This is a genomic window from Sphingomonas dokdonensis, from assembly GCF_002197685.1.
GTDB lineage: Bacteria > Pseudomonadota > Alphaproteobacteria > Sphingomonadales > Sphingomonadaceae > Sphingomonas > Sphingomonas dokdonensis.
In genome coordinates, this window is the sequence record NZ_NBBI01000003.1 from 50,213 (window position 1) to 67,607 (window position 17,395).

The window sequence follows — 17,395 nt, forward strand, 5'->3', positions numbered from 1 at the left end:
GATATCTTTATATGTTCAAGACAGCTGTCGGGCAGCCTCCGTCGCCACGATCACCCGCCGTCCGTCGGCGCGCACCAGCACCTCCACCGCGACGCCATAAGCTGCCGCCAGATTGTCCGGCGTCATTACCGTTTCGGTAGGACCATGCGCCAGCACCTGTCCGTCCTTCAGCAGCAGCACCTCATCGGAGACCGCCGCCGCCTGCGTGAGATCATGGAGCACCACCACGACGCCCATGCCCGCCGCCGCCGCATCGCGCAGCAGCGCCAGCGCCTCCAGTTGGTGCAGCGGGTCGAGGCTCGCGAGCGGCTCGTCGGCGAGCAGCCAGCGCGGCTCCCCCGCCAGCACCCGCGCCAGCAGCACGCGCGCGCGCTCGCCGCCGGACAGGTCGCGCACCGACCGCTCGGCGAAGTCGGCGGTGCGCGTCGCCGCGAGTGCCCGATCGACCGCCGCATCGGCCACCCCGCCGCCATGCGGCAAGCGGCCCAGCGCCACCACATCGCGCACCCGCATGTTCCAATGCACCGCGGCGTCCTGCGGCAGGTAGCCGATCGCCTGCGCCCGCTCGCGCACCGGCATTGCCGCCACATCCGCGCCGCCCAGCGCGACCCGCCCGGCCGCCGCCGGCACCAGCGCGGCGCCCGCGCGCAGCAGCGTGCTCTTCCCCGCGCCGTTGGCGCCCAGCACCACCGTCACGCGGCCCGGCGCAAACGCCGCCGATACGTCGCGCAGCACGGTACGCCGGCCCAGCGCCACCGTGAGGCCCTCCGCGATCAGCTCCACGACCGCCCCCGCTCGCCCAGCAGGAGCGCCAGAAAGAACGGCGCGCCGATCAGCGCCATGGCGACGCCCAGCCGCACCTCGCCCGGCCCCGGCACCAGCCGGCACAGGCTGTCCGCGCCCAGCACCAAAGCCGCGCCGCCGAGCGCGCTCGGCACCAGCAGCGCCGACGGCCGCGCGCCGACCAGCGGGCGCAACAGGTGCGGCACCACCAGCCCGACGAAGCCGACCACCCCCGTCACCGCCACGCCCGCGCCGACCGACAGGCCGGTCCCCAGGATCACCAGCGCCTGCAACCGCCTGAGGTCGACGCCCAGCGACCGCGCCGCATCCTGTCCCAGCGTCAGCGCGTCGAGGCTCCGCCCGGTGCCGAGCAGCAGCGCCGCCCCCGCCAGCATGAACGGCGCGGCATGGGCGAGGTCGTCGGGCCCGCGATCGGTCAGCGCGCCCATCAGCCACTCGATCACTTCCGCCACGACATAGGGATTGGGCGCGATCGAGATCAGGAAGGCGGTCAGCGCTGCGGCAAGGCTGGCGAGCACCGTGCCCGCCAGCACGAACGCCGCCGGGCTTTCCGCGCGCCACGTCAGCGCGGCAAGCAGCGCCATCGCGCCCACTGCGGCGGCCATCGCCGCCGCGAACACGCCCCACTGGCTCCCCGCGCCCAGCACCAACGCCGCCACCGCGCCCAGCGCCGCCGCGGACGACACGCCAAGCACGCCGGGATCGGCCAGCGGATTGCGCAGCCACCCCTGCAACACCGCGCCCGACAGCCCCAGCACGCCGCCCAGCAGCAGCGCCAGCACCGCCCGCGGCAGCCGTAATTGCGTCACGATCGTCCAGCGCGGATCTCCGGACCAGGCGGCCTCCGGCGGCACCCACGCCTTGCCCGCCATCAGCGACGCGGCGAACAGCAGCGCCACCAACAATCCAAGCTTGGCGTTCAGCCGCATCATACCCCCCGCCGGATCGCGGCCAGCCGCCGCAGCGCCGCCGGGATCGTCGGCCCGCCGCAATTGATCAGCTCGCGATCGAACGGCACCTCGCGCGTCTTCGCACCCGTCGCCGCCAGCAGGTGCCGCCGCATTGCCGCCGTCCGCCCGCCCCCGTCGGGCGACAGGATCAGTGCGGGCGGGCGCGCAACGATCGTCTCGACCGGCAATCGCCCGGTCATCGTAACGCCGTAATCCGCCGCCGCATCGCGCAGCCCGACATGCGCCATCATCTCGTCCAGCAACGTCCCGTCCCCGTTCGCCAGATCACCGCCGATGAACAGCAGCGCCGGCACCGCCGGCCCTTGCGCCTCGGTTGCGCCAAGCGCCGCATCGATCCGCGCGTTCAGCGCTTCCCCGCGCACCTCGGCACCGACCACCCCGGCCACCTCACCAATCTGCTGCTTGCTCGCCGACACCGTGGCCGGCGATCCCAGATACAGCGTCTTCAGCCCCGCACGATCGAACGCGGCGCGCGTCGCAGGCGGCGTGAAGGCGCTCGCCACCACCAGATCGGGCGACAGCGCGATCACCTCCTCCGCCGTTCCCGCGGTGGTGCGAAAGCGCCGCGCCACGTCGAGCGGAATCGAGGTCGCGCGCGGATCCTGCGAATAATGGCTGATCGCCGCGATCCGCTCTGCCGGTACCAGCGCGAGCAGCAACTGGTCCGCACACGGATTGAGCGACACGATCCCGCCCCCGCGCACGGCCGGCCCGGCGGCGGAACAGCCGGCGAGCAGGAGGGCGAGAAGCAGGATCGCACGCATCGCTTTTCAGCCTCTACTTCGTCATGCCGGGCCTGTCCCGGCATCCACCGCGCCGCACACCCACCAGCGGCAAGTTTGCGGGCCGGTGGACCCCGGCATAAGGCCGGGGTGACGAACCTTTCCTGGCCTCAATCGAACTTGACCCGAACGCCGCCATACACCGCGCGCCCGATCGTGCCGTAATTCGCCACCGTCCGGTAATCGGCATCGAACAGATTTTCGACGCGCCCGTACAGCGAGAAACGATCCCCCAGCGGCAGTTCCGCGCGGATGTTGGTCAGCGTATAGCCATCCAGCCGCACGGTGTTCGCCGCATTGTCGAAACTGTCGCCGACCACCAGCACCGTCGCGCCCAGCGCGAGCCCGAACGGGAAGCGGTAATCCGCCGACATGCTGACGGTATCTTCCGGACGGCGCGCCAGGTCGTTGCCGACAAAGCCGGCGCTGCGGTTCTCGTTGGCGATATGCGTGTACGATCCGCTGACGGTGAACCGCTCGACCGGGCGCATCACCAGCCCGATTTCGACGCCCTCCGCCCGCGTCCGGGCGATGTTGCTGTAGCTGAAGGTCAGCAGGTCGTAGTCGATCTGGTTGCGCGTCTTGCGGTTGAAGTAGGTCGCGCTGGCGACGAGCTGATCGCCGATCAGCCGCTGCTCGATGCCGGCGTCCCAGCTCTTCGCCGTTTCCGGATCGAGATCGGGGTTGCCGGAGAAGCCGTCGTACAATTGGTACAAGGTCGGCGCCTTGAAGCCCTCGGCATAGCTCGCGCGCAGCGTCGTGCCGGTCGGCAGCGTATAGGCGGCGTTGGCGGCGAAGGTCGTGTTGCCGCCGAACGCATCGTCGTCGTCGTGGCGCACCGCGCCGGTCACCGCGAGGCCCTCGACCGGCGTCACGATCACCTCGCCCCAAACGCTCGTCACGCCGCGGCTGAAGCGTCCGACACCGTCGAAATAGCGCGTCGTCTCATGCTCGACGCCCGCGACCAGCCGGACCTGCTCCAGTGCCTGGAAGTCGCCCTTGTAGGTGTAGCGTTCGCTGCGCCCGCGCCCGAAAAACTGCGGCTCGCCGCCCGCCGCATCGCGGTCGAAATTGTCGCGGTTGATGTCGGCGATCTGGAACGCCACCACGTTGCGGAAGCGCCCGTCGAGCAAGTCGGCGTTGAGCCCGGCATAGCCATACAATTCCTGCGCGGTCGAATATTCATTCGTATCGGCAAAGGTGAAGGCGGGCGCGGGGAAGCCGTCGAGATCGGTGCGGCTGTCCGCCCAATAGCCGCGCAGGTCGAGGCGGATGTTGGGCGCGAACGCCACTTCCACCCGCCCGCTCGCGCCATATTGGCGATAGCCGTCACGCTCGGTGCCGCGGTCATAGGCCGAGATGCCATCGGTGCGCAGGTATCCGCCGCTCAGCGACCCCGAGATGATCCCGCTGCTGCCCGACACGCCGCCGCTCGCGAACAATGTGTCCATGTCGCCATATTCAACATTGCCGCGCGCCTGCAGCCCCTCGGTCGGGCGCCGGGTGATCACGTTGACCACGCCGCCGATCGCCTGGCTGCCCCATGGCACCGAGTTCGGCCCCCGCAGCACCTCGACCCGCTCGACCGACGCGGAGAGCAGATTGGCGAAGTCGAACCCGCCCCCCGGCGACGACGGATCGTTGACGCGCACGCCGTCGATCAGCGTCAGCGTCTGGTCGCCCTCCGCACCGCGGATGCGCACCGCGGTGTTGGTGCCAAGGCCGCCGTTGCGCGTCACGGTGATGCCCGGCGTGGTCTGGAGCAGGTCGGACAGCGCGACCGTCTGGCGCTGCTCGATCGTCTCGCGGTCGATGATCGTCACCGCCTGGCCTGTGGTGTCGACGTCCTGCGCGACGCCGCTTGCGGTCACGGTGATGTCGCCGTCGCGGTCGAGATCCTGCGCCACTGCCGGCACGGCGAGGAGGGCGGTCGATGCCGCCAGCCATTGAATAAACTTCACGTGTTCTTGCCCCAAACAGGGCCGCGGCCGGCGCGTGTGTGCACCGTCCGTCAGCCGATCCCTCATGTCGTTCGCTCGAGGGTTTCGGCCTCGTCCGCCCGGCACACCCCGTCCGCGCGATGGATCGACGTGCGACCGGCAGGTCTCCTGGCTCTCGGGTCAAACGTGCCGCCCCGCCTTCCCGGATCGCTCCAGTGGCATGGGGTGGGCGGCACTCGCCGATCACAGTTGCGGGGGCAGCGCGGGGTCGAGCGTTTCAGCCCTTCCCGACTTCCCTTTTCATCCCGTCTCCGGGAACCGTTCGCGGCCGCGCCCCTAGGGCCGGCGCGGCAGGTTCGTCAATATTCCACTCCCTTCTGCGCGTTGAAGCCGGCGTTGAACGGATGCTTCACCTCGCCGAATTCGGTGACGAGGTCGGCGATCTCCTTCAGCTCCGCCCGCGCGCCGCGCCCGGTGATGCAGATATGCTTGGTCAGCGGCCGCTCCTTCAGGAACGCCAGCGCCTCGTCGAACGGCAGCGTGTCGTCGGCCAGCACGATGTTGAGTTCGTCCAGGATCACGAAGTCGATCTCGGGATCGAGGATCAGGTCCTTGGCCCGCTCCCACCCGCGCCGCGCCGCCGCGATATCCTTGGCGCGGTCCTGCGTGTCCCAGGTGAAGCCCTCGCCCATGCTCTCGAAGCTGACGAGGTCGCTCGGGTGATCGGTGAAGAAATTGCGCTCCCCCGTCTCCCACGTCCCCTTCACGAATTGCAGGATCGCGACGCGCATGCCCCAGCCGATCGAGCGGATCGCCATGCCGAAGGCGGCGGAGGACTTGCCCTTGCCGTTGCCGGTGTGGACTAGCAGCAACCCGCGCTCCAGCGTGCGCCGCGCCTGCAGCTTGTCGCGCGCCACCTTCATGCGGCGCATCTTCTCGTTGTGGCGGCTGTGGTCGTCGGGCTGATCGGTCATGGCGATGCTATCGCCGTGCGAGGCTCGTGGCGCAACTCCCGCACGACCACCCGCCCACATCGTCACCCCGGCCCTGTGCCGGGGTCCACTGACCCGCGCACTCGCCGGCCTGAGGGGCTGAGGCACGGTGGATGCCGGGACAAGCCCGGCATGACGAAGCGGGAGGCGGCTGGTCAAGCAAACTTCCTCTCCTTAGTGATCGCACAACAGGGGGGACGATCAATGAACCGCACGACCATGCTGCTCGGGCTGGCACTCGCCGCCGCACCGCTGTCCGCCCACGCGCAAACCCCCGCGCCGCTCGCCAATACCGAGCAGCTCGATGGTCTCCTTCCCGTCCACCTCGATCGCAGCGGCGGGCGCATCCTCCTGTCGCTGCCCGCTCCCGGGGCCGACGGCGTCGCCGCGCGGCTCCTGTATTCCACCGCGCTGCGCACCGGGCTCGGCTCCGCGCCTGTCGGGCTCGACCGCGCGCAGCCCGGCCCCGCGCAGATCCTGGTCATCCGCCGCCTGGGCAAGAAGGTCGCGTTCGAGCTGGAGAACAGCCGCTTCCGCGCCACCGGCGGCTCCCCCGCCGAACAGGCCGCGGCGAGCGACGCCTTTGCCTCCTCCACGCTGTGGATGGGCGACGCCATCGCCGGCCCCGACGGCCGCCTGCTGGTCGACATCGCGCCGTTCCTCGCACGCGATACCAAGGGGATCGCCGATCAGCTGAAGGATGCCGGCGAAAAGGGGTGGAAGCTCGTCCCCGATCTCAGCGCCGCCGACCCGGCCGCGACCCACGTCTTCCCCCGCAACATGGTGTTCGAGGCGCGCCAGACCTTTGCCAGCGACACGCCGGGGGCCGAGGTGCGCAACATCGCCCCCGACGCGCGCCAGGTCACATTGGTGGTGCGCCACAGCTTCGCCGCGCTGCCGGAAGGCGGCTACACCCAGCGACGCTTCGATCCGCGCGGCGGCAGCTTCTCGACCCAAATCCTCGATTTCGCCGCCCCGCTCGGCCAACCAATCGTCCGCAACCTCGCCAACCGCTTCCGCCTCGACAAGGTCGATCCCAGCGCCGCGCGGTCGCGGGTGAAGAAGCCGATCGTCTTTTACATCGACAATGCCGCCCCCGAGCCGATCCGCACCGCGCTGCTGGAGGGCGCATCGTGGTGGAAACAGGCGTTCGACGCGGCCGGCTTCATCGACGCCTATCAGGTGAAGATCCTGCCCGACGGCGCCGACCCGCTCGACCTCAACTACAATGTCGTCAACTGGGTCAACCGGGCGACGCGCGGCTGGTCCTACGGCTATGCCGTCTCCGATCCGCGCACGGGCGAGATCCTGAAGGGCTCGGTGCTGCTCGGCTCGCTGCGGGTGCGGCAGGACATGCTGATCTACGAAGGGCTGGTCGGCGCCGCCGCGACCGGCAGCGGCGGACCCAACGACCCGCGCGAAGTGGCGCTCGCCCGCATTCGCCAGCTTGCCGCGCACGAGGTCGGCCACGCGCTCGGCCTCATGCACAATTTCGCCGCCAGTACGCAGGATCGCGCCTCCGTGATGGACTATCCCGCGCCGCGCGTGGGGCTGGTCGACGGCGCGCCCGACCTGTCGGACGCTTATGGTGTCGGGCTGGGCGCGTGGGACCTGTATGCGATCGACTGGCTGTACGGCGACAAGGCGGGCAGCGACCCCGACGCGCTCGCGCTGACCAAGGCGGCCGATGCGCAGCAGCGCGGCTTGCGCTTCGTGTCGGACGAGAATGCGCGCGCGGCATCGGCGTCGCAGCCTTGGGGCAGCCTGTGGGACGATGGCGCCGATCCGGTGGCCGAGCTTGCCCGCATGATGCAGGTGCGCGCCGCCGCGATCGCCCGCTTCGGCCCGCAGGCGCTCGCCGCCGACGAACCCGCCGCTAACCTGCGCCGCAAGTTCGTGCCGATCTGGCTGCTCCACCGTTATCAGGTGGAGGCCGCGGCCAAGCTGATCGGCGGCGTCACTTCCGAATATGCCGTGGCGGGCGACGGCCACAATGTCGCCGCCGCCGTGCCGGGCGCGTCGCAGGATGCCGCACTCGACGCCTTGCTCGCGACGCTCGATCCCGCCGCGCTCGACGTGCCCGAACGGCTGATCCCGCTGCTGTCGGCCGGCTGGTCGGGCGACCGCGACCGCCAGTTCGATATCGAGGTGATGCGCACCGCAGGCAGCACCGTGTTCGATCCGCTGGTCGCCGCCGAGGTCGCGGCGCAGGTGACGCTGGACGCGCTGCTCGCCCCCGAACGGCTGGCACGCATGGCCGATCAGCACCGCCGCGACGCCGCGATCCCCGGCCCGGGGATGCTGGCCGATCGCCTGCTCGCGCGCGCCGCCGCGCCCGTCGCCGACGATCGCCTTGCCGCCGTCCGCCGCGCGATCGGCACCCGCATCGTGCTGAGCCTGGCGAAGGCCGCCCGCGCGCCGGCGACCGGGAGCGAAGCCCAAGTCGCCATCGATCAGGCGCTGGCCGATTGGGCGGCGAAGCAAGGAAAAAGCCGCATCGCCGGTGCCAATGACCGCGCCTGGGCGCTCACCACCGCGCGGTTGCTGGGGGACCGCGACGCGCTCGCCGCCGCGCTGAAAGACGAGGCGATCGAACCCAAGATCCCGCCGGGCATGCCGATCGGCAGCGGCGAGCTGCACTGAGCGTCAGCCGCGCGCGATCCGTTCCAGCGCGGCATGATCCACCACCGTGATCGCGCGATAGCCCCGCGCGATCACGCCCTTGCGCTCCAGCGCTGCCAGGTGGCCGTTGATCGTCTTGCGTGACAGGCCGGTCATTTCGGCAAGGTCGCTCTGGCTCACCGGCACACTGTCGCCTTGCGCGAATTGCAGCAGGCGCAGCGCCACGCGCCCCTCGGCCGTCTGCACCAGGAGATAGGCGGCCAGCCGCGTCGCCTGCTCCAGCTGCGCGTACACCAGCTCGTTGATCGCCCGCCACAAGCTCGCGTCGGTCGCCGCTGCGCGGTCCAGCGCATCGTCGGCGATCATCAGCACTCGCGCCGGCGTGTTTGCCCGCACCGTGATGATGCGCGGCCCGCCGCCGCTGCGCCGCGTGCGGCCCAGGATGGTCGGTGCCGAGGCCAGCCCGATCATCACGTCGCGATCGGCATCCAGCGCCACCTCCATGCGCAGCGCCCCGTCGAGCACGGCCAGCAGCCCCGTCCCCTCGTCCCCCTGGCTATAGACCCATTGTCCGCGCTGCAGGTCCACCGTCCGCCCGCCGGCGACCAGCATTCGCTGTAGCGCAGCCGGCTGGCGCGCGAACCACGGGTTGCGGCCAAGCGCCGCGAGCATTGCCGGCTCAAATGTCACAAAGGTGACAATACCGCTCCCGCGACTCGGGTAAACCCCGATCAGACAGAAGAGACAGGAGTGGATCATGGCAACGCAGCTCAAGGATCGCGTGACGACCCGCCCGATCGGCAAGCATGTCGGCATCGAATTCGAAGGCGTCGACCTCACCAGCCTCGACGATCTGACACTGGCCGAGATGCGCCAGGCACTGGCCGATCACGGCATGGTCTTCGTGCGCGACCAGCAGCTTACCCCCGAACAGCACATCGCCTTCGCGCGTCGCTGGGGCGAGATCGACATCAACAACTACTTTCCCGCGAACGGCGGCTATCCCGAGATCGCCGAGGTGCGCAAGGCGGAGAACCAGCAGACCAATATCGGCGGCGGCTGGCACACCGATCACAGCTACGATCAGGTGCCGGCGATGGGATCGATCCTGCTCGCCCGCGAAACCCCGCCGACCGGCGGCGACACGCTGTTCGCCAGCATGTCCGCCGCGTTCGAGTCGCTGTCGCCAGGCATGAAGGAAACGCTGCGCACGATGCGCGCCGTCCACTCGGCCGACCATATCTACAGCAAGGACGGCATCTACTCGAAAACCGATCAGGCGGCGGACCTGAAGGGGCATGACGTGCACACCCACGCCGTCCACCCCGTCGTCATCAAGCATCCGCGCACCGGGCGCGAGATCCTCTACGTGAACCCCGCCTTCACGCTCCATTTCGAAGGCTGGACGCGTGAGGAGAGCATGCCGCTGCTCACCTATCTGTATCAGGTCGGCATGCGGGAGGAGTTCCACTGCCGCGTGCAATGGGCGCCGGGATCGATGGCGATCTGGGACAATCGCTCAACCTGGCATCATGCGATGAACGATTATCACGGCCACCGCCGGCTGATGCACCGCATCACCATTTCGGGCGAGCCGCTCAACTGAGCGGTCGCTAGCTCGCCGCAGCGCGCGTGTAGCGGACGAAATCGCCCAGCACGATCTGGCTGCGGACGGCGCGGGAGCCGGGATCGACCAGTCGCACCCTGTCGGCATCGCATAATTGCGTGCCGACATTGCGCGTCAGCAGGATGTCGCGCCGCTCCAGCCGCGCAGCGTCCGATCGCGGCCGATTGACGTACACCCGACTGCCCACGCGGTAGATGATCGCCGTGCCGTCGATGATCTCGGTCGCGGTGATGCCGCTCAGGCTGATGCAGCGCACCGGCGCGCCCGGCACCAACCCGGCGGTCGCCTTGGCTAGGGCGGTTTGACCATCCTTGGGCGCTGCTGCGGTGGCGGGCGCAGCAAGGCCGGCGATCGTTGCGAGCAGCAGGGCGATGCGTGTCATGATCGCGATGTTGCCCCGGCCCCGCTGAACACGTGCTGACCGCGCCGGCCGCCGCGGCGATGATTGCAGCGGCGGCAAAGCGGGCTACACGGGGGCCGTGCCGCTTTCCCTTTCTCCCGTGCGCACGGCGCTGCGCCGCGTCGCGCTCGCCTCCCTCCTCCTGCTCGCGCCGGCCGCCACGGTGCTGGCTGCGGAGGGCAATGCCTTTGATCTCGCCGGCCCGTCGCTGCGCGTCTCGGTCACGCATGGCGACGTCACCTTGCCGCTGTCGCAGGTGCCGAACCTGACGGCCGGCGATCGCATCCGCGTCGTCGCCGACCTGCCGGTCGAGCAAAGCGCGCATTACCGCATGGTGCTCGCCTTCCTGCGCGGCGCGACCAATCCGCCGCCCAAGGACTGGCTCGCCGACGTGCGCACGTGGAAGCCGAAGGAAGCCGCGATCGACATGCGCGTGCCGGAGGGCGCGCAGCAGGCGCTGGTGTTCCTGGTGCCCGACACCGGCGGCGCGATCGACGGCGTGGCCAAGGCGATCCGCGATCAGCCCGGCGCGTTCGTACGCGCCTCGCAGGAGCTGAACCAAGCGATGCTCGACCGCACCCGGCTCGAGACGTTCCTGGAGCAGATCCGCACCCGCGAGCCGGCAGAGGTCGCCCGCGTATCGCCCAAACTCGCCGACAGCCTGGCGATCAAGCTCGACGCCGCCTGCCTGCTGCGCCAGTCCGACCCGCGCGCCGGCTGCCTTGCGCAAAGCGGCAATGCCGCGGTGCTGGCCGACAGCCAGACCAGCTCGATCGCGCAGACGCTCGCCGGCGCGCCTGCCAATATCGCGCTGCAGCTCAGCGCCACGCCGCAGGGCGGCTTTGGCTATTACAGCGGGTATATCGGCGTGGTGCGTGATCTCGCCCGCATGCTGGGCGCGTTCCAGTCGGCGCAGCTGCGTTTCATCCCGGCGCTCAGCGTGCCGCGCGAAGGGCATATCGAGCTGTTGCTCAACACCGTGCCCTCGTTCCGCAAGCCGCAGTCGGTGCTGGTCGCCGCACTCCCCACCGTTGCCGCGCCGACCCCGCCGGTGCTGACGGTGAAAAGCGCCGGCCCCTTCTGCCTGACACAGCCGGGGCTGGTGCTGCCCGTCGGCGGCGCGCCGCTGGTCTTTTCCACCGCCTATCCGCGCGCGATGACGCTGCGCGTGCCGACCGCCGCGGGCAAGACGCTCGACCTGCCCGCCGCCGCCGATGCCGCCGCGGGTGGCTTCGTCGTCGGCGCCACCGCCACGCCCGCGATCGCGCTGGCCGAGGGCGGCGAGGCGCGCCTGCAAGGCTTCTGGGGCTTCCAGCCGTTCGACGGCCCGCGCTTCCGCCTCGTCAGCCCGGCCGGCGACAAATGGCAGGCCGATGGCGCGACCCTGGTGGTCGGCCGCGACACCCCGCTCACCCTGACCGGCGGCGCGGCGTCCTGTGTCGCGGAGGCATGGCTTGAGCGCGGCACGCAGCGCCGTGCAGTGGCGGTCAAGGCTGGCGTGGACGGCGCGCTCGCGCTCACCGTGCCGCTCGCCGGCATGGAGCCCGGCCCCGTATCGCTGCTGATCCGCAGCCACGGCGTCGCCCAGCCGCGCCGCCTCGATCTGCGCGCCTATGCCGAGGCGGGCAGCATCACCGGCTTCACCATGCATGCCGGCGACACCAGCGGCACGCTTGCGGGCACGCGGCTCGATCAGGTCACCGCGCTGGAGATCAACACCGTCGCCTTCACCCCCGCGGGCCTCACCCGCGCCGGCACCAACGACCGGCTGGCGCTCACCGCCCAGGCGCCCGCCGCGGCACAATGGCCGGCCGGCGAGGCGACCGGCCGCGCGACGCTGGCGGACGGCCGCACGGTAAAGGTGCCGGTACGCATCGTTCCCGCCCGCCCGGACGCCACCCTTATCACCCGCTCGCTCAGCCGGACCGGGGCGCCGCCGGCAGTGCCGCTCGCGCTCGCGGGCGATACCTTCGTGCCGCAGGACATGCTGATCACCTTTTCGCTGCGCGCCGCCGGCACCACGCGCTTTGCCGCAACCGACCGGGTCGAGGTGGAGGCCGGCGAGACCGGCGCCACCGCCCAGCTTTCGCTGCAATTGCAGGACGACCACGTCGCCATCGCCACGCTCGATCCCGCCAAGGCGCTGGGGCCCGCCGCGCGCGGGCCGCTACGCTACCGGCTGGTGCGCGACACGGCGGCGGGCGACTGGCACCCGCTCGCCACGCTCGTCCGGCTGCCGCAGCTGTCGGCGGTCGCTTGCCCCGCCGGGGCTGCGCGCTGCACGCTGACCGGCACCGGCCTGTTTCTCCTCACCCGGATCGCCGGCCTTGCGGATACGCCGGTGCCGGACGGCTTCACCGGCACCACCCTGCCGATCTCGCCGCCGACAAATGGCGCCTGGCAGCTGCACCTGCGCGATGCACAAGGCGCCGTTGCCACGCTGGCTGCGCCATGATGGCTCCGGTCAGTGCACCGTGCGCCGCGGCGGCGGCGGCAGGCCGCGCCCGTCAAGCGTCACCAGCGCCGCATTGAGGTGAAGGCTGGTTTCGGACAAGCCGAGCCCATCCGCCACTTCAAGGGCGTGCCGCACGGCATCGAGGAGATGCCGATTTCCTTTCCTGCGCATGGCCGCTATTTTGCCCGCTGCGGCGACGGCGCGAAACCCATGAACATGGTTAATAGCGCCACCACGGCGTCTTTATGCGCCAAACGACCGATTGGCCGGCGGCGCGGATCGCCGGGCGTCCCGCGATCGCGCCACATTGCACTCTTTCGGCGCCTCCCCCACATAGCCGGGTAATACACCAACTGGGGCAACAATGGCGGATCCATATTCGACGCTCGGCGTGGCGCGGGGCGCCACCGAGGCGGACATCAAGAAGGCGTATCGCAAGCTCGCCAAGGAGCTGCATCCCGATCGCAACCAGGACAATCCCAAGGCGGCGGAGAAGTTCAGCCAGGTCACCTCCGCTTATGATCTGCTGAGCGACAAGGACAAGCGCGCCCGCTTCGACCGCGGGGAGATCGACGCCGACGGCAATCCCGCCTCGCCGTTCGGGTCGGGTTTTGCCGGCGCGCGCCCGGGCGGCGGTGGCGGCTTTCGCAGCCAGGATTTCGGCGGCGCCGAGGGCGTCGACGTGTCCGACCTTTTCGAGGGGCTGTTTGGTGGCCGCGCGGGTGGCCCAGGCGGCGGCTTTTCCGGCGGGTTCGGCCGCCGCCAGCCGCCGCCGCGCGGCGCCAATACCGCTTATCGCCTGCGCGTGCCCTTCGTTGACGCCGCCGCCAGCGTACCGCAACGCATCACGCTTTCCGACGGCAAGACGATCGACCTCAAGCTCCCGCACGGCGTCGAGACCGGCACGCAGATGCGCCTGCCGGGCAAGGGCGAGCAGGGCCCCGGTGGCGCGGGCGACGCGATCGTCACCATCGACGTACAGCCGCACCGCTTTTTCACCCGCGATGGCGACGACGTGCGCCTCGACCTGCCGATCACGTTGACGGAGGCGGTGAAGGGCGGCCCGGTCAAGGTGCCGACGGTGGAAAAGCCGGTCATGCTGACGGTGCCCGCCGGCTCCTCCTCGGGCCGCACGCTGCGGCTGAAGGGCAAGGGCTTTCACCGCAAGGACGGCACCCGCGGCGACCAGCTCGTCACGCTGATGATCGACATACCGGCCAGCGACGCGGCGCTCGCCAGCTTCGTGGAAGGCTGGTCCGGCGGCGGGAACCCGCGCACCGACATGGGCGTCTGACCTTTCGGCACCGTGTGGCGCCGACAGGAAAAGGGGCAGGGATGGTCGACGAGACGGTAGCGCTGACACCCGAGGGCCGCCGGCATCAGGGCCACGCGCGCGTTCGGCTCGATCGCCAATTGGCCAAGGTGAAACCGGGCAGCTACGCCTTTGAGGTGATGAAGCGCGCCGCCACCGGCGTCTATACCGATGGCTTCATCCACGCCGGCAACCTGGCCTATCTGGCATTGATGACGGTGTTTCCGTTCTTCATCGTCGCCGCCGCCGTGCTGGCGGCGCTGGGGCAGAACGAAGGGACGCGACAGGCGGTCGAATCCTTTCTTCACGTCCTGCCGCCGGATGTCGCCGACATCCTGCGTAAACCGATCACGGACGTGCTCGCCGCACGCACCGGCTCGCTTCTGTGGCTTGGCGCGCTGGTCGGCCTGTGGACGGTCGGCAGCTTCGTGGAAACGATCCGCGAAATCTTCCGCCGCGCCTACGGCACGCACAGCTCGCAGACGCTGTGGCGCGCGCGCCTCGGTCTCAGCCTCGGCATCGTCGCCTCGGTGATCGTCGCGCTGCTGTCGTTCCTGGTGCAGGGCATTCTCGTCGCTGTGGAGCAGTTCATCTACCAGTTGCTGCCCTGGGCCAAGGATCTCGCCGGCTGGGTCGGGATCAGCCGCGCGGTGCCCGGCCTGGTGATGTTCGGCGCGCTGTTCATGCTGTTCTACTTCGTCACACCGCCGCGCTACCGCTCGACGCATGCGCGCATCTGGCCCGGGGCGCTGTTCACCGCCGCCTGGTGGGTCGGCATGACCGCGGGTCTGCCGCTGGTCTTGTCCAATCTTGGCGGCTATGATCTTACCTATGGCAGCCTCGCCGGCGTAGTGGTGATGCTGTTGTTCTTCTACCTCATCGGCCTCGGATTGGTCTTTGGGGCCCATCTCAACGCAGCACTGGCGGAACCCCCGGAGACAGGTCTAGAGGGGGCGCCCCCGGGAATGGAAGCAAAGGCGACGTCGTGAACGCATTGATGGCAGGCAAGCGCGGGCTGATCATGGGCCTGGCCAATGACAAGTCGCTCGCCTGGGGCATTGCCAAGAAGCTGTCGGAGGCCGGCGCCGAGCTCGCCTTCAGCTATCAGGGCGACGCGATGGAGAAGCGGGTGCGCCCGCTCGCCGAGCAGCTCGGCACCCCGCACCTGTTCAATTGCGACGTCAGCAACATGGACGCGCTGGACCAGACCTTTGCCCGGCTCGCCGAAACCTGGCCGACGATCGACTTCGTCGTCCACGCCATCGGCTTTTCGGACAAGAACGAGCTGCGCGGGCGCTTTGTCGACACCAGCCTCGACAATTTCCTGCTCACCATGAACATCAGCGTCTATTCGTTCGTCGCGGTGGCGCAGCGCGCGGCAAAGATGATGCCCAACGGCGGCAGCCTGCTGACGCTGAGCTATTACGGCGCCGAAAAGGTGATCCCGCATTACAACGTCATGGGTCTTGCCAAGTCGGCGCTGGAAACCAGCGTGCAATATCTCGCCGTTGATCTTGGCCGCGACAACATCCGCGTGAACGCGATCTCCGCCGGACCGATCAAGACGCTGGCGGCGAGCGGCATCGGCGATTTCCGCCTGATTCTGAAGTGGAACGAGCTGAACGCGCCGCTGAAGCGCAACGTCACCATCGACGACGTCGGCGGCGCCGGCCTCTACATGCTGAGCGATCTCGCCAGCGGCGTCACCGGCGAGGTCCACCATGTCGACGCAGGCTATAACGTCATCGGGATGAAGGCGGAGGACGCGCCCGACATCGCGCTGGCCTGAGCGTCATGGCGATCGCGATCCGCCCCGCGGGCGCCGCCGACGTCGCCGCGATCGACGCCTTGCTCCGCACCAGTTTCCCGCATCCGGAAGAAGCCGATCTCGTCCGCGATCTGTGCATCGCGGGCGATATGGTGCTGACGCTCGTCGCCGATGACGAGGATAGCGGCACGCTGGCCGGCGCGGTCGTCTTCAGCCGCATGGCGGTGACGGTCGCCGGAAAGCCGGTCCCCGCGGTCGCGCTCGCGCCGCTCGCGGTCGCCCCGCCCTACCGTCGCCAGGGCGTCGCCGAGGCGCTGGTCGGTGCCGCGCATGAGCAGCTGGAGGCTGCCGGCGTGGTGCTCAGCTTCGTGCTGGGCGATCCCCAGTTCTACGGTCGCTTCGGCTATGACGCTGCCGTCGCGCGCAACTTCACCTCGCCGTACGCCGGCGAGTATTTCCTCGCGCTGCCGTTGCAGGGCGGGCTGGTGCCGTGCGGCGTGCGCGAGGCGGCGCACCATGCGCCGGCTTTTTCGCAACTGGGGGCCGCATGAGCTTCAATACATTCGGCCGCGTCTTCCGCTTCACCACCTGGGGCGAATCGCACGGGCCTGCGCTCGGCGCCGTGATCGACGGGTGCCCGCCGGGGGTCGTGCTCGGCGAGGCGGACATCCAGCCCTGGCTCGACAAGCGCCGCCCCGGCACCTCGCGCTTCACCACGCAGCGGCGCGAGCCCGATCAGGTCCGCATCCTGTCCGGCGTGTTCGAAGGCCGCACCACCGGCACGCCGATCAGCCTGATGATCGAGAATGTCGACCAGAGGTCGAAGGATTATTCGGAGGTCGCGCGCGCTTATCGCCCCGGCCACGCCGATTACGCCTATGACGCCAAATATGGCTTTCGCGACTATCGCGGCGGGGGGCGCTCCTCGGCGCGCGAAACCGCAGCGCGCGTCGCGGCGGGGGCGGTCGCCCGCGCGGTGATCCCGGGCGTGCGCATCCGCGCCTGGGTGGAGGCGATCGGCGGCGATGCGATCGACCCGGCAGCGTTCGACGATGCGCAGATCGACGCCAACCCCTTCTTCTGCCCCGATGCCGCCGCCGCTGCACGCTGGGAGGAAAAGGTCGATGCCGCGCGCAAGGCCGGCTCCTCGCTCGGCGCAGTGATCGCCTGCGAGGCGACGGGCGTCCCCGCCGGCTGGGGTGCGCCGCTCTATGCCAAGCTCGACAGTGAGCTCGCCGCCGCGATCATGTCGATCAACGCGGTAAAGGGTGTGGAGATCGGCGACGGGTTCGCCGCCGCGGCGCTCAGCGGAGAGGAGAACGCCGATCCAATGCGCCCGGGCGACAATGGCCCCACCTTTCTCGCCAACCACGCCGGCGGGATCGCCGGCGGCATCGCCACCGGTCAGCCGATTCGCGTGCGCGCGGCCTTCAAGCCCACCAGTTCGATCCTGACGCCCGTCCCGACGATCGCCAGCACCGGCGAGGCGACCGAGATCGCGACCCGCGGGCGGCACGACCCGTGCGTTGGCATTCGCGGCGTACCGGTAGTGGAAGCGATGGTCGCATTAGTTCTCGCGGACCAATCCATGTTACATCGCGCACAGTGCGGATGAACAGATATTCATCTTCGAAACGGTTATTTGATCTGTTTTGAGATAAAGCGAGTTTATCTGCCGATAGCCGGAAGAACTTTATCGATTGTCGCGCATTATACTCTCAC

The 17,395-nt window shown here is 69.7% G+C and carries 16 protein-coding genes and 1 riboswitch; of the genes, 8 read left to right on the forward strand and 8 right to left on the reverse strand.

Going from position 1 to position 17,395, the window contains the following annotated elements:
* Nucleotides 1-15: 15 nt before the first annotated feature.
* The 5 genes from SPDO_RS08660 to cobO form a co-directional block, all read right to left on the reverse strand.
* On the reverse strand, nt 16-783 hold the full coding sequence (locus SPDO_RS08660; protein WP_088367106.1) for an ABC transporter ATP-binding protein: 768 nt from the start codon (nt 781-783) through the stop codon (nt 16-18).
* Nucleotides 774-1,736, reverse strand: a complete 963-nt coding sequence (locus tag SPDO_RS08665; RefSeq protein WP_088367456.1) for a FecCD family ABC transporter permease — start codon at nt 1,734-1,736, stop codon at nt 774-776. The genes SPDO_RS08660 and SPDO_RS08665 overlap by 10 nt, the downstream gene beginning before the upstream one ends.
* Nucleotides 1,733-2,539, reverse strand: a complete 807-nt coding sequence (locus tag SPDO_RS08670) for an ABC transporter substrate-binding protein (RefSeq protein ID WP_088367107.1) — start codon at nt 2,537-2,539, stop codon at nt 1,733-1,735. The genes SPDO_RS08665 and SPDO_RS08670 overlap by 4 nt, the downstream gene beginning before the upstream one ends.
* Nucleotides 2,540-2,667: 128 nt before the next feature.
* Nucleotides 2,668-4,518, reverse strand: a complete 1,851-nt coding sequence (locus SPDO_RS08675; protein ID WP_245829326.1) for a TonB-dependent receptor plug domain-containing protein — start codon at nt 4,516-4,518, stop codon at nt 2,668-2,670.
* 132 nt (nt 4,519-4,650) lie between these two features.
* Nucleotides 4,651-4,822, reverse strand: a riboswitch (cobalamin riboswitch).
* A gap of 34 nt (nt 4,823-4,856) precedes the next feature.
* A complete protein-coding gene (gene cobO, locus SPDO_RS08680; protein ID WP_088367109.1) occupies nt 4,857-5,471 on the reverse strand; it encodes a cob(I)yrinic acid a,c-diamide adenosyltransferase in 615 nt (204 codons plus the stop codon).
* Between the two features lie 222 nt (nt 5,472-5,693).
* Here cobO and SPDO_RS08685 point away from each other — a divergent pair, with 222 nt between their 5' ends.
* Nucleotides 5,694-8,132, forward strand: coding sequence for a zinc-dependent metalloprotease (locus tag SPDO_RS08685; RefSeq protein WP_088367110.1), 2,439 nt, complete (start codon nt 5,694-5,696; stop codon nt 8,130-8,132).
* 3 nt (nt 8,133-8,135) lie between these two features.
* Here the strand turns inward: SPDO_RS08685 and SPDO_RS16680 are convergent, their stop codons facing one another.
* Entirely contained in the window at nt 8,136-8,801 is a 666-nt protein-coding gene (locus SPDO_RS16680) for a Crp/Fnr family transcriptional regulator (RefSeq protein WP_158212168.1), read from the reverse strand.
* A 67-nt stretch (nt 8,802-8,868) separates the two neighbouring features.
* Between SPDO_RS16680 and SPDO_RS08700 the strand changes: the two genes are divergently transcribed.
* The gene (locus SPDO_RS08700; protein WP_088367112.1) at nt 8,869-9,717 is read left to right on the forward strand and encodes a TauD/TfdA dioxygenase family protein; all 849 of its coding nucleotides are present in this window, start codon (nt 8,869-8,871) and stop codon (nt 9,715-9,717) included.
* Nucleotides 9,718-9,724: 7 nt separating this feature from the next.
* Here SPDO_RS08700 and SPDO_RS08705 read toward each other — a convergent pair whose 3' ends face one another.
* Complete coding sequence (locus SPDO_RS08705; RefSeq protein ID WP_088367113.1) at nt 9,725-10,120, reverse strand: hypothetical protein; 396 nt, start codon at nt 10,118-10,120, stop codon at nt 9,725-9,727.
* A gap of 97 nt (nt 10,121-10,217) precedes the next feature.
* Between SPDO_RS08705 and SPDO_RS08710 the strand changes: the two genes are divergently transcribed.
* A complete protein-coding gene (locus SPDO_RS08710) occupies nt 10,218-12,593 on the forward strand; it encodes a hypothetical protein (protein ID WP_245829328.1) in 2,376 nt (791 codons plus the stop codon).
* A 9-nt stretch (nt 12,594-12,602) separates the two neighbouring features.
* Here the strand turns inward: SPDO_RS08710 and SPDO_RS16820 are convergent, their stop codons facing one another.
* Nucleotides 12,603-12,764, reverse strand: a complete 162-nt coding sequence (locus SPDO_RS16820; RefSeq protein ID WP_158212169.1) for a hypothetical protein — start codon at nt 12,762-12,764, stop codon at nt 12,603-12,605.
* A 193-nt stretch (nt 12,765-12,957) separates the two neighbouring features.
* Between SPDO_RS16820 and SPDO_RS08715 the strand changes: the two genes are divergently transcribed.
* Genes SPDO_RS08715 through aroC form a run of 5 tightly spaced genes read left to right on the forward strand, consistent with a single transcriptional unit; the run spans nt 12,958 to nt 17,288 of the window.
* Nucleotides 12,958-13,887, forward strand: a complete 930-nt coding sequence (locus tag SPDO_RS08715) for a DnaJ C-terminal domain-containing protein (protein ID WP_088367114.1) — start codon at nt 12,958-12,960, stop codon at nt 13,885-13,887.
* A gap of 41 nt (nt 13,888-13,928) precedes the next feature.
* Nucleotides 13,929-14,894, forward strand: a complete 966-nt coding sequence (locus tag SPDO_RS08720; protein ID WP_088367115.1) for a YihY/virulence factor BrkB family protein — start codon at nt 13,929-13,931, stop codon at nt 14,892-14,894.
* 8 nt (nt 14,895-14,902) lie between these two features.
* Nucleotides 14,903-15,694: an enoyl-ACP reductase FabI gene (gene fabI, locus SPDO_RS08725; protein ID WP_211280052.1), complete on the forward strand. Its 792-nt coding sequence runs from the start codon at nt 14,903-14,905 to the stop codon at nt 15,692-15,694.
* A gap of 5 nt (nt 15,695-15,699) precedes the next feature.
* Complete coding sequence (locus SPDO_RS08730) at nt 15,700-16,224, forward strand: GNAT family N-acetyltransferase (protein WP_088367117.1); 525 nt, start codon at nt 15,700-15,702, stop codon at nt 16,222-16,224.
* Entirely contained in the window at nt 16,221-17,288 is a 1,068-nt protein-coding gene (gene aroC / locus SPDO_RS08735) for a chorismate synthase (protein WP_088367118.1), read from the forward strand. Before SPDO_RS08730 ends, aroC begins: the two co-directional genes overlap by 4 nt.
* The last annotated feature ends 107 nt before the right edge of the window (nt 17,289-17,395 follow it).